Genomic DNA, 12,912 nt, shown 5'->3' with positions numbered 1-12,912 from the left:
CGTGCGGTCGTGCGGTCCCCTCACGCGATCGCGCGGGCGGGCCCTCCGAGGAGGACCCGCCCGCGACGAGCGGCCGGTCGACCGGTCCGGGTCAGCGGGCCGTGCCGTCCGTGACCAGCAGGTCGTCGAGCGTGAACGCGACCGGCCCGGCCGCCGAGCTCGACAGGTACGTCTGGATCCCGAACGTGCCCGCGGTCTGCAGGGCGGCCAGGGATCCGGTCGTCGTCGACTGCCACGCCGTCGGCTCGGCCTGGCCGACGGGCCAGACCTTCGCGTTCATCGTGGTGGGCGACGTGCCCGTGACCTGCACGCGGACGCGGAGCTGCTGCCCGGCCGTGTACGTGAGGTTCGGCACGACGACCGACCTCAGGTTGGTCCCGTTCTCCGACTGCACGATCATGACCTGGCCGGTCGACCGCACCCAGACCTGCGTCTGGTACGTGGCCGTGCCGACCTGGCGCGAGTTGATCCGCACGTACGCGCCGCCGCCCGTGGGCACCTTGTCGAGCGCGAAGACCACCTGGGCGTCCGATGCGGTGGTGCTCACGGCGTCGAGGCTCGCGGTGCGGGTCTCGCCGGCGGGGCTGGCGACCTGCGCCTTCCCGTCCTGCACCTTGAGGATCGACGCGTTGCCGGTGATGCGCCAGGCGCCCCCGGTCTCCGCCGTGCCCCAGCCGTTCGCGGCGGTGCGGGTGAAGGTGTCCTGCGCGAGGATCCCGGCGGCGGGCGGCGTGACGACCGGCGCGGTCACCGTGACCGTGCCGTCCTTCTTCGCCGAGGCGAGGCCCTTGTCGTCCGTCACCGTGAGCGACACCGCGTAGGTGCCGGCCTTGGCGTAGGCGTGGTCGACCGTCTTGCCGGTGCCCGTCGTCCCGTCGCCGAAGCTCCAGGCGTACGAGGCGACCGTGCCGTCCGCGTCCGCCGAGGTGGATCCGTCGAACGACGCCGTCAGGTCCTTGGCGGTCGACGTGAACGCCGCCGTCGGGGCCTGGTTGGCCGGCACCGGAGTGACGACCGGCGCGGTCACCGTGACCGTGCCGTCCTTCTTCGCCGAGACGAGGCCCTTGTCGTCCGTCACCGTGAGCGACACCGCGTAGGTGCCCGCCGCGGCGTAGGCGTGGTCGACCGTCCTGCCCGTGCCCGTCGTCCCGTCGCCGAAGCTCCAGGCGTACGACGCGACCGTGCCGTCGGCGTCCGCCGAGGTGGATCCGTCGAACGACGCCGTCAGGTCCTTCGACGTCGACGTGAACGCCGCCGTCGGGGCCTGGTTCGCCGGCACCGGCGCGGGCGCCTGGCCGTCGCGGCTGACGACCAGGTCGTCGATCCGCGTCGTGACGGGAGCCGTCGCCGACCCCGAGAGGTAGGTCTGGATCCCGACGGAGCCCGCGGCCTGCAGCGCGGCGGTCGAGCTGGTGACGCTCGTCTGCCACGCGGCGGGCTCGGCCTGGCCGGCGACCCACACCTTCGCCTTGACGGTGGTCGGCGAGGTGCCGGTCGTCAGGACGCGGACGCGGAGCTGCTGGCCGGCCTGGTACGTGGTGCCGGGGAGGATGTACGACCCGACGGTCGCCGAGCCCTCCGACTGCACCAGCTGGACCTGCCCGGTCGCCTTGACCCAGACCTGCGTCTGGTAGAAGGCCGAGCCGACCTGGCGCGAGACGACCCGGGTGTAGGAGCCGCCGCCGGTGGGGACGGAGTCGAGCGAGAAGGTCGCGCTGATGTCCGACGACGTGGTGGAGACCGCGTCGAGGCTCATCGTGCGGGTCTCGCCCTTCGGCGAGACGACCTGGCCCGTGCCGTCCTGCACCTTGACGATGCTGGTGCCGCCGGTGACGCGCCAGGCGCCGCCGAGGTCCGCCGTGCCCCAGCCCTGCGCGACCGTGCGGCCGAACGCGTCCTGCGCGAGCACGTTCGACGCGGGCGCCTGGACGGTCACCTGCGAGGTGCTCGTCGTGGCGAGGCCCTTGTCGTCCGTCACCGTGAGCGACACGGCGTAGGTGCCGGCCGCCGCGTAGGCGTGGGACGTGGTGCGGCCCGTGCCGGTGGTCCCGTCGCCGAAGGCCCAGGACCAGGAGGCCACGGTGCCGTCGGGGTCGCTCGACGCGGAGGCGTCGAGGGTCGCGACGAGGCCCGCCGCGGTGCTCGTGAACGCGGCGACGGGCGCCTGGTTCACGGGCGGGGCGGTGACCGTGACGCTCGCGGTCGTGCGACCGGTCGCGCCCGTGTCGTCCGTCACCGTGAGCGCGACCGTGTAGGTGCCGGCCTTCGCGTACGGGTGGGCGATGGAGGGACCGGTGCCGGTCGTCCCGTCGCCGAACTCCCAGGCGTAGGACGCGATGGTGCCGTCCGGGTCGCTGGAGGCGCGGCCGTCGAGGTTCGCGACCAGGTCGGTCGTGGTCGACGCGATGACCGCGACGGGCTCCCGGTTGACCGGGGGCGCCGTCACCTGCACCTGCGTGGACGCGGTGCCCGTGAGGCCCTTGTCGTCCGTGACCGTCAGCGTCACCGTGTAGGTGCCGCCCGCGGCGTAGGCGTGCGTCGGCGTCGGGCCGGTGCCCGTGCTGCCGTCGCCGAAGTCCCACGCGTAGGAGGCCACGGTGCCGTCGGCGTCCGTGGAGGCGGATCCGTCGAGCTTCGCGTCGAGGTCCGTCGCGGTGGCGGTCACCACGGCGGTCGGCGCGATGTTCGCGGGCGCCGCCTTCACGGTGATCTCCTGCTGCGTGCGGTCCGTCGCGCCGCGGTCGTCCGTCACCGTGAGCGTCACCGTGTAGGTGCCGGCCGCGGCGTAGGCGTGCGCCTGCTGCGCGCCGGACGCCTGGACGCCGTCGCCGAAGTCCCAGGCGTAGCCCGTGATCGTGCCGTCGGGGTCCGTGGACCCGGCGGCGTCGTACGACGCGTCGAGGAACGCGGCCTGCTGCGTGAACGCGGCCTTCGGGGCCTGGTTCGGCACGCGGCCGGTCGTCCCGAGCGCGAAGTGCGTCGCGACGGTGCTGGGGGCGAGCACGGTCGGGTAGACCGCGACCTCGTCCATCCGGCCCTCGAAGGTGCCGCTGGAGGAGCCCCAGGTGTTGTCGCCGCCGATGCGCCAGTAGCCGTCGTAGCCCTGCGCCTGCGTCTGGCCGTTCTGGCCGACGAGGTCGCCGTCCACGTAGAGCTTCAGGCCGTCGGATCCCTGCGACGCGACCATGTGGTGCCACCGGCCGTCGTTGTAGGCGCGGGGCGAGGTCGCGAGGTTGGTCTGGCCCGTCCACGTGCCGAACTGCAGGCGTCCGTCGTCCTGCATGTAGACGTGGCGGTCGTAGCTGCCGGAGAAGGCGAACGGATCCGCGTTGTCGCCGAAGCCGATCAGCTTGCCGCCGCGCGTCGTCGTCGTCTGGAACCACATCTCGAGCGAGTAGGCGGTCGGGTTCGCGACCCGCTGCTGGCTCACCGCGATGCTGTCGGAGAACGCGGCCGCCTGGCCGACGGAGCCCGAGAGGGCGCCCGCCTGGCCGAAGCGCACGTTGCGTCCGACGTTCGCGCCGACGTCGTTCTGCCCGGCGTCCTTGAGGGTCGTCGCGCCGTCGGCGTCGTCGAGGCGCCAGTAGGAGGACGGGTCGGCCGCGTAGACGGCCTTGCCGTAGGCGTCCGCGGGCGCGGGCGGGATGGGCGAGGTGCGGCCGGACGCGACCAGGTGGTCGACGACGTCGGCGCGCGTGAGGGCGGTCGGGTAGATCGACACCTGGGCGATGTCGCCGGCGAGGTGGTAGCTCCGGGGCTGGTTGGGCCAGCCGCCGAGGTTGTCGCCGCCCACGCGCCAGTAGCCCGTGTAGTCCTGCCCGGCGGTGGTGTCCGCGCGCTGGCCGACGAGCTTGCCGTCGACGAACAGCTTCATGCCCGCGGAGCTCATCGTGGCGACGATCTGGTGCCACTTGCCGTCGTTGAACCCGGGGGCCGAGCTCAGCGTCTGGGTCGCGCCGGTGTAGACGCCGAAGAAGATCCGGCCGTCGTTGTCGAGGTAGACCATGCGGTCGTAGTTGCCCGAGGTGCCGGTGCTGTTGTTGCCGTAGCCGACGACCTTGCCGCCCGAGGTCGAGGTCGTCCTGACCCACGACTCCACGCTGAAGGTGTTCGGCGAGACCGCCGCCTGGGGCGTGACCGCGAAGGACCCGTCCTGGCCGGAGAAGGTGGTGGCGGTGGATCCGTCGAGCGGGCCCGCGGCGCCGCGGGTCGCGTTGTCGACCCGCAGGTCCTCGAACGCGACGTGGTCGAGGCCGGCGGTGCCGTCCTTCTCGTCGAGCGGGTAGTACGCGGTCGCGCCGTCGTCCTTCACGCTCTGGGCGTAGGCGTCGCTGCCGGACTGGTCGGCGATGACGACCGGGGCGGCGGCGTTGCGGTCGACCGCGTTGCCGTTCCCGTCGGTGACGACGACCTTGTACGTGTGCGAGCTGCCGGGCACGAGGCCCTTGTCGATGAAGCCCATCGAGGGGCGCTGCCAGAACGTGGAGTCCTGGGTCACCTGGTAGACGGGGGTCGCGGTCTTCCCGTCGCGGATCACCTTGTAGGTGAGGCGCGTCGAGTCGCGGTCGAACGTGGCCTGCCAGGCGACGCGCGCCTCGCCCTTCGTGTACGAGACCGTCTTCGGCACGAGCTGGTCGTTGCCGTTCGGGCCGATCCTGTTCGGTGCGTTCTTCGCGGTCGCGTAGCGCACGAGGCCCTGCTGGGCGGTGGTGTTCACGTACGGGAACTCGCCGCCGACGACGACGTAGTCGTCGTTGCCGTTGACGCTCCAGGCCGCCTGGCCCTGGCCGGTGAAGGAGCCCGTGACGTACTTCGGGAACCAGTTCAGCAGCGACGGGGACGGGGTGCCGGCCCAGTTGTGGTAGCCGTACGGGTCGGCCGTGGCCGTGCCCGTGGCCTGCTTGCTGAAGGCGATGCTGTGCTGGAACGTCCACGGGTCGGTCTGCGGGAAGCCGCCGATGTTGCCGCAGTAGTGCGGGTGGCCCGCGACGTACGCGACGGACTCGGTCGCGAAGACCGAGTAGCTGTCCCCGTGGCAGTCCTCGACCCAGTTCACGACGCCGGTGTTCGGGTCGGCCGAGAACGCGCCCTCGAGGTTGCCGCCCGCGCCGAACGTGTAGCCGGATCCGTAGACCCGGTCGCTCGTCGCGTAGAGGCTCGTGATCGAGGACTCCTTGCCGGCGTTCTTGACCTGCTGGTTCGCGGCCCACGGGAGCGCGGCGCCCGAGGACGGGTCGACCGCGCCGAGCCCGTAGGTGGGCGTGCCGGACAGCTGCGTGAAGCGGCCGCCGACGACGAGCTTGGACGCGTCCTTCGTGAGGGTGAGCGCGTCCACGACCGTGTCCGCGTCCGCGACGAACGGGAGGGTGCTCCCGTTCGCCGCGGACACCGCGGCGAGGAAGCTCCGAGCGGCGCCGTTGACGCTCTGGAAGGTCCCGCCGAGGTACACGGTGTCGTTCGAGGCGCTCACCGTGCGGGTCTGGCTGCCCATGATCGGGCGGAAGGACGGGATGATCTTGCCGGTCGCGGTGCTGAACGCCGCCGCGCGGTAGAAGCCCTGGCCGTCGATGTCGGTGAAGTCGCCGACCACGTAGATCCGCGAGCCGTCGGGCGACGCGGTGACCTGGAGCGCCTGGGCGTTCAGCTTCGGCGCGAAGGACGTGATGAGCGCGCCCGTGCGGATGTCGTACGCGAGCAGGTTGCTGCGGGGCGTGAGGTTCGTGCCGGGAGCGGCGCCCGCGGGGCGCGCGTTCTGGAACTTGCCGGCCACGTAGACCGTGTTGCCGACGACGACCTGGGACCAGGCGACGCCGTCGATCTGGGTCGTGGGCAGCGGGTCGGCGGTGACGGTCGCGGGCGTCCGCGGATCCGTCGGGTCGACCGGGGCGGAGTCGGCCATCGCGGGCTGCGCGATCACGACCGCGGACAGGATGACCGCGGCGGCCGCGGTCATCGCGGCCAGGCGACGTCCCGCGGAGGGGATGATGCTCATTTCGTCCTTGCTTCGGGTGGGTGGAGCGGGTGAGGGAGGGTGCCGGTGGTCAGCGGGTGCTGGCCGGTCGGGGGCTGCCGACGCGCTTCGTGGCGCTGAGCATCGTGCCCACCGACCGCGCGATGCGCCGCCGGTAGAGCTCGGGTCCGTGCCGGTGCTCGGCGCGGAAGCGGTCGCGGGCGGCCCGGGCGCGGGAGGCGTCCCAGTCCGTCGCGATGTCCTGGAGGGCGTCCGCGAGGGCGGCCGGATCCGAGGGCGGCACCATGCGCGCCGACTCGTACCCGCCCGCGGCCTCGCGGAGGCCGGAGGTGTCGCTGACCACCACGGGCCGCGCGGCCAGCAGGGCCTCGACGGCCGTGTTGCCGAACGGCTCGTCCACCCGGGAGGGGACGACGCACGCGTCGGCGGCGGCCACGAACGGGGCCACGTCGGCGTGGAAGCCGTGCATCGTGACGCGGTCCGCGAGGTCGAGCACGCGGATCGTCGTGCGCAGCTGCTCCTCGTACGACTCGTAGCCGGGGAAGACGGCGCCCACGATGTCGAGGGTCGCGGCGACGCCGCGGTCGCGGAGCTCCACGATCGCCTCGACGGCGACGTCCACGCCCTTGCGGTCGGAGAGGCGGCCGACGTAGAGCACGCGCAGCCCGCCGTCGAGCGTCGCGCGCGCCGGCACGACGTCCGCGGGGCCGGGCACGCCGTTGTGCACGACCACGGCCCGGCGCGCGACCCGCGGGAGGGCGCGGCCGAGGACCTCGACGCTGTACCGGCTGTTCGCGACGACGCTCGTGGCGAGCGCGAGCGGCAGGGCGAGCGCCGTGCCGACCGCGCGCGACGCGGATCCCTCCGCCTCGTGCACGTGCGCGAGGACCGGGCGGCCGGTGAGGCGGCCGACGAGGATCCAGAGCGGGATCGTCACGGTGTTGACGTAGACCGCGTCCGGCCGCGTGCGCCGCACGAGGCCGATGCCCGCGGAGAGGCCGCGGACCGACTGGCCGACGAGGGACGCGAAGCCGCGCGGGCGCAGCATCGCCTTCCGCAGCACGGGCGTGGGCGCGCGGTGCACGACCGCGCCGACGCCGGTGAGGGCGTCGACCAGCGGGCCGTCGGACGGCAGGGTCACGACCGTGCGGGCGCCCGCGGACACGAGGCCCGCGACGCTCTCGAGCAGCACGCGGTCGGATCCGTAGAGCTCGGCGCTCGGGTGCGCGACGAGGACGGTGCGGCCGCGGAGGTCCGCGCCCTCGTCGTCGGCCTCGGCGAGCGCGCGCTCGACGCCGGCGAACGCGGTCACGCGCTCACCCGGGCGGATCCGGCGGTCGCCGCGGCGGCCTCGGCACGGCGCGCGTCGAGCGCGCCCATGTCGCGGAACCACTTCACCGACGCGAGCGCGAGGTGTCCCGCGTTCGCCAGCATCATCAGCGCGTATACCGCGAGGAACACCACCGGGGCGCCGAGCAGCGCGAACACGATGCAGAGGAAGCCGTAGTCGGTGGGGATCACGAGCAGCGAGCGCAGGAGCGTCGAGCGGCCGGCCTCGGGCGCGGGGCCGCCCGCGACCTGGTGGACGCGCTTGAGCTGGTCGTTGAGGATCATCGCGAAGAAGCTCGCGGCGGCCACGATCGCGTAGACGACGGGCACGAGCAGCCACGCGTCGGAGTCCGTGGCGGGCCAGCGGTACATGGACACGAGCACCGCGAGGTGCAGCGACGAGATCTTGATGCAGTCGACCACGTGGTCGAGCCACTCGCCGGAGAGCGAGCCGCCGCCGCGGAGGCGCGCGACCTGGCCGTCGGCCGAGTCGAACGCGTAGCCCACCGCGAGCAGCAGCCACACGGCGATGCCGAGCCAGGCGGCGGGCTGCACCAGCGCGACGAGCGCGATGCCCGTGAACGTGAAGGCGGCGCTGATCGCGGTCACCTGGTTCGGGGTCAGCCCCTGGCGGTACGCCCACGCGGCGAGCAGGCGCCCGGCCGGGCGGTTGACGCGGATCGAGTACGCGGGCGCCCCGCGGGCCGCCTTCTTCTGGGCGCTCGCCAGGCGGCGGACGACGTCGGCGTACGACTCGGCGCGCGGGTCGGCGGCGGTGGCGGTCATCGGCTCTCCTCGAGGAGGAAGGAGGTGCGGCCGGCGTCCGTCGCGCGCAGCTCCGGCTCCCAGCGCGTGGCGGAGCGGACGCCGCGGCTCAGGCCGCGGGTCGAGTAGCCGCGCACCATGCGGGCGGCGAGCTCCTCGTAGCCGTCGGCGATGGCGTCCCAGTCGTAGGTCTCCTCGGCGCGCTCCTGCAGGCGGCGGCCGATCGCGACGGCCTCCGACGCGTTGGCCTCGGCGCCCTCGACGAGCGCGGCGACGCCGGCGGCGTCCGACCAGAAGCGGCCGTCCTCGCCGAGCACGTCGCGGTTGAAGACGTTGTCGTTCGCGAGGGTCGCGGTCGCGGCGCCCATGGCGCGCAGCAGCGACGGGTTCGTGCCGCCGACCGAGTGGCCGTGGACGTAGGTGAGCGCGTGCGCGTAGAGCTGGTCGAGCTGCTCCTGGTCCCACACGCCCCCGAGGCGCTGGATGCGGGGGTCGGCCGAGGCGACCTGCTCGATGCGGTCGGTGTACGCGGCGGAGTACGGCGCGGATCCGACGACGACGAGCGGGAGGGTCGCCTTCGACGCGGTGTACCCGTCGACGATGACGTCGACGTGGTTCTCCGGCTCGAAGCGCGCGACGACGAGGTGGTACTGGCCGGGCTCGAGGCCGAGCTCGGCGAGCCGGTCGCTCGCGGGGTCGCGCAGGATGTTGGCGCCGTAGGTGAGCAGCTCCGTGGGGATCCCGAACTCGTGGTCGTAGTAGTCGGCGATGCCCTGGGCGTCGGAGATGAGCGCGTCGGCGTTCTTCACCGCCATCTGCTCGGCCACGCGGTAGTACTTCTTGCCCATGCGGCCCCACTTGCCGCGCTTCCACTCGAGGCCGTCCACGTGCACGGCCGTGGCCGCGCCGCGCGAGCGGATGAGGGGGACGAACGGCGCGTTGGCGGCGTTGAACACGAAGGCGGCGTCCTGGCGCTTGCCGAGGGCGAGGTGGATAGCGGACAGCGCGGTGTGGCTGAGCGTCTCGATCGACTTGGTCTTGAGCGCGGGCAGGTGCACGAGCGTCATGCCGAGGTGGGTGCGGGGACGCGAGCGGTTCGCCGAGCGGCAGTAGACGGTGACGTCGTGGCCGCGGGCGGCGAGGCGCTGCCCGATCTCCTCGATGGCGGTCTCGAATCCGCCGTAGGCGGCGGGGACCCCTCGGGTGCCGACCATGGCGATGCGGAGACGACGCGGTTCGATGACAGACATTTCAGTAAGCCCCTACGGGTCGGGTGAGCACCCGGAAGGTGCGCCACATGATCATGACGTCGCCGGTCAGGGACCAGTTCTCGACGTAGTACAGGTCGAGCCGGACGCTCTCGTCCCAGCTCAGGTCGCTCCGGCCGTTCACCTGCCACATGCCCGTGAGGCCGGGCTTGATGAACAGACGGCGGTGCACGTGGCTCTCGTAGCCCTGCACCTCGGTGCGCAGCGGCGGACGCGGGCCCACGAGGCTCATGTCGCCGACGAGGATGTTCCACAGCTGCGGCAGCTCGTCGAGCGAGTAGCGGCGGAGCACCGCGCCGACGCGGGTGACGCGCGGGTCGCGCCGCATCTTGAACAGCGGGCCGGATCCCTCGTTCGCCGCGGCCAGCGCCGCCAGCTCCGCCTCCGCGGTGACCCGCATCGACCGGAACTTGAGCATGTGGAACCCCTCGCCGGCCTTGCCGACGCGCTCCTGGCGGAAGATCGCGCCGCCCGGGCTGTCGAGGCGCACCACGACCGCGAGGAGGAGCATGACGGGCGCGAGGACCACGAGCGCGAGGCCGGAGACCGCGATGTCGAGCGCGCGCTTCATCACGTGCTTGCCGCCCTCGAACTGCGGGATCTCCACGTGGATGAGCGGGAGGCCCTCGACCGGGCGGAAGTGGATCCGGGGGCCGGCGACGTCCGTGAGGCGCGACGCGAGCACGAGCTCGATCGACGAGCCCTCCAGCTCCCAGCCGAGCGTGCGGACGGCGTTGCTGCCGGCGCGCGGCTGGCTGGCGACGATGACGGCGTCGGCGGCGGTGCGGGCGGCGGCCGCGGCGACGGATCCGAGGTCGGAGACGACGGGGATCGTGCGCCCGGCGACCTCGAGGCCGTCCACGTGCTCGTCGATCGCGACGCCCACGACCGCGTAGCCGGAGGCGGGCCGCAGCAGGATCTGCGCGGAGACGTCCTCGACGTCGGCCCGGGATCCCACGACCACGACGCGCGACAGGTGCGCGCCCTGCATCCGGCGGCGGAGGAGCCAGCGGCGCCAGCTCCAGCGGGCCACGAGCAGCGCGACCACGCCGAGCGGGAAGGCGAGCACCACGTAGCCGCGGGCGATGTCGACCTTGAGGAGCAGGAAGCCGACCGCGAGCGCGCCGAACGTGATGGCCGAGGCGTTGACGACGCGCTTGTACTCGGCCACGCCGACGCCGACGATGCGGGCGTCGCGGGTGCGGAAGGCGCCGAGCACCGCGATCCACGCGGCCACGACGACCACCGAGACGATGCCGTAGTCCAGCTGCAGCGAGCCGGCGTCGACCGCCGCGTCGCCCGTGCCGAAGCGCGCGAGCTGCGCGGCGAGGACGGTGGCGATGATGATCGCCCAGTCGGTGGCGATGAGACGGGTGCGGTAGTCGCGGGCCCAGCGGCGGCCCGAGGGGATGACGGGGGCGGCGGGTGCGACGCCGCATCCGATGATCGGGCGGTGCGCGGAGCGGCGCTCCGGGCGCACGCGGGTGCGCTCGCCCCGGGTCGCGGGGCGGTTCCTCGTCGTGCTCATCGCGTGCCGGGCAGCGCGTCGAGCGGTCGCGGGGTGTCGTGGGGTCGGGTGGGCGCGGGGAGGCGCGGACCGCGGGTACGGTCGTGCGCCGATGACGGGTTCATCGGGTGTGTGCCTGCGTTTCGGGTTACAGGTGGGTGGTGCGGGGTGCGACGGGGTCCGGGTAGACCTCGTCGGGTGCGTGCCTCCATGACGGATCCGGCTGGGTGGGCCGGGTCCGGGGAGTGACCGTCGCGGGTACGACGGGTGAACACCGTGTGGTGACGGTGGCAATGCTAAACGCTCCCTGAGCCTCGCGGCCCCTCCCCCTTCGGGGGACGGTCATCCCCTCACGCGGCGACGGGCCGACCCCCGGTGGGGATCGGCCCGTCGTGGGGAGCGCGCGGATCAGCCCGCGGTCGCCCCGACGACCCGGGAGCCCGTGACGATGCCCGTGAGCGAGCCGATGAGCGCCGGGACGCCCACGGCGACGCGCGACTGCAGGGACGCGATCTCGCCCGTGATGCGCAGGTCGGAGCCGAGGACCCTGCGGCCGATCACCTCGACGCTCGTCCGGTCGTTGCCCGTCGCGTCGCGGAACGCGGCCAGGGTGCCGTAGACGGCCGGGTTGCCCGGGCCGCGGCTCCAGACGACCGCCCATCCCGGGCTGTCCGCGCGGTCGCGCTGGTACACGTTGCCGGATGCGCGGACGCCCATCTGCGCGGCGGACCGCTTGTGCGTGTGGTCCTCCACCGCGAGCAGCGCGTTGCCGGTGCTGCCCTGGAGCACGTTGTTCGAGATCGTGATGTCGGTCACGACCCACGTCACCGTGGGGTCCGGCAGCTTCTGCCGCGGGTCGTGGCCGGCGGTGGCCAGGTTCGTCGCGATCCGGTCGCCCTGCGAGATGTCGATGTCCCGGTCGTTCGCGGTGAACGTGTTGTTCCAGACGCCGATGTGGCCGGAGTTCTCGATCCAGAGCCCCTCCTCGCCGCTGCGGGCGATGACGTTGTCGGCGACCGTCGCGGATGCGGAGAGCTCGAGCACGATGCCCGCGCCGGTGTTGTCGAGCACGTCGTTGCCCGTGAGCGTGATGCCGTGCACGGACTCGTCGAACCACAGGCCGTTGCCGGCGTTGCGCTGGAAGTCGCTGTCGAGCACCCGGATGTCGCGCGACCGGCCGATCTTGAACCCGCCCGACACGGGAGCGCGGTTGAAGCGCTCGAGGTTGTTGTCGGCGACGAGCAGCCGCGTGGCCACGAGGCGGTCCGCGTAGACCGCGCGCATCCCGAGCATGCCGTTGCGGGCCGCGGTCACCCCGGTCAGCCGGGCGTCGGTCGCCATGACCGAGAGCCCGATGGTCGCGATGTCGGTGATGGCGACGTCCTCGAAGGCGACGCGCGTGCCGTGGATCTGCACCGCGCCCTGGTCCGGGACGGAGGGGGCGTAGCGGCGGATGCCGATGCCCCGCACGGTGCTGCCGTCCCCGCGCACCTGGAGCGCGCTGATGAGGTCGCTCGAGCGCACGCTGGAGGAGCGCGGGTCGGATCCGACGTAGAGGCGGTCGGCGGCGCGGTCGACGAAGAACGTGCCCGGCACCACCTGCGCCCGGGTCGCGACCTGCCTCTGCGCGGTGCCGCCGAACCAGACCTGGTCGGGGTGGGCCGCGAGCGGGAAGGCGGGGTTCACGAACGACCAGCTGGCGGCGGTGCCGTCCGGCGCGCCGCGCGTGTAGGTGGGGCTGGTGTCGAACGACAGGTCCCACCCGGGTGCGTACCAGGCGGACCCGGACGCGACCCACTGGGTGAGCTTCCGGGAGCCGTCGAGCCAGACCTTCTCGCCCGGGTACGACTGCAGCGCGAGCGCCTCGCCCTTCGGCATGACGACGGACTCGTGGTACGTGCCGCCGCGCACGACGATCGTGCGCCCGGAGGCCGCGACGTCGACGGCGCGCTGGATGGTGCGGAACGGCGCGGATGCCGACCCGGACGCCGCGTCGGAGCCGGTCGTCGCGACGAACAGCGCGTTCGAGGGCACGGGGAAGCGCGTCGAGCCGATGGGCGCCGCGCCCGACC

6 protein-coding genes are annotated in these 12,912 nt (G+C 73.2%); all 6 read right to left on the bottom strand.

What is annotated here, in order from left to right; translation table 11 throughout:
* Nucleotides 1-91: 91 nt before the first annotated feature.
* Nucleotides 92-5,992 carry a LamG domain-containing protein gene (locus AES38_RS03660; RefSeq protein ID WP_053773834.1) on the bottom strand — a complete coding sequence of 1,967 codons (5,901 nt, stop codon included), beginning with the start codon at nt 5,990-5,992 and terminating at the stop codon, nt 92-94.
* Between the two features lie 49 nt (nt 5,993-6,041).
* Nucleotides 6,042-7,283, bottom strand: coding sequence for a glycosyltransferase family 4 protein (locus tag AES38_RS03655; protein WP_053773833.1), 1,242 nt, complete (start codon nt 7,281-7,283; stop codon nt 6,042-6,044).
* A complete protein-coding gene (locus tag AES38_RS03650; protein ID WP_053773832.1) occupies nt 7,280-8,086 on the bottom strand; it encodes a CDP-alcohol phosphatidyltransferase family protein in 807 nt (268 codons plus the stop codon). Before AES38_RS03650 ends, AES38_RS03655 begins: the two co-directional genes overlap by 4 nt.
* Nucleotides 8,083-9,315: a DUF1972 domain-containing protein gene (locus AES38_RS03645; RefSeq protein ID WP_053773831.1), complete on the bottom strand. Its 1,233-nt coding sequence runs from the start codon at nt 9,313-9,315 to the stop codon at nt 8,083-8,085. Before AES38_RS03645 ends, AES38_RS03650 begins: the two co-directional genes overlap by 4 nt.
* 1 nt (nt 9,316) lies before the next feature.
* Nucleotides 9,317-10,861, bottom strand: coding sequence for a sugar transferase (locus tag AES38_RS03640; RefSeq protein ID WP_174775883.1), 1,545 nt, complete (start codon nt 10,859-10,861; stop codon nt 9,317-9,319).
* Nucleotides 10,862-11,248: 387 nt separating this feature from the next.
* Nucleotides 11,249-12,874 (bottom strand): NosD domain-containing protein, encoded by a 1,626-nt coding sequence (locus AES38_RS16460; protein ID WP_306453488.1) that lies wholly within the window; start codon nt 12,872-12,874, stop codon nt 11,249-11,251.
* Nucleotides 12,875-12,912: the final 38 nt, after the last annotated feature.

Source organism: Clavibacter capsici (assembly GCF_001280205.1).
In the GTDB taxonomy this organism is placed as follows: Bacteria; Actinomycetota; Actinomycetes; order Actinomycetales; family Microbacteriaceae; genus Clavibacter; species Clavibacter capsici.
Note: the sequence above shows the minus strand (reverse complement) of the source record. Positions and strands in the feature narration are given on the sequence as shown.

Bases quoted from the DNA above. Each gene is read 5' to 3' on its own strand.
- AES38_RS03660 (WP_053773834.1), bottom strand. From the start codon at position 5,992: ATGAGCATCATCCCCTCCGCGGGACGTCGCCTGGCCGCGATGACCGCG.
- AES38_RS03650 (WP_053773832.1), bottom strand. From the start codon at position 8,086: ATGACCGCCACCGCCGCCGACCCGCGCGCCGAGTCGTACGCCGACGTC.
- AES38_RS03645 (WP_053773831.1), bottom strand. From the start codon at position 9,315: ATGTCTGTCATCGAACCGCGTCGTCTCCGCATCGCCATGGTCGGCACC.
- AES38_RS03640 (WP_174775883.1), bottom strand. From the start codon at position 10,861: ATGAGCACGACGAGGAACCGCCCCGCGACCCGGGGCGAGCGCACCCGC.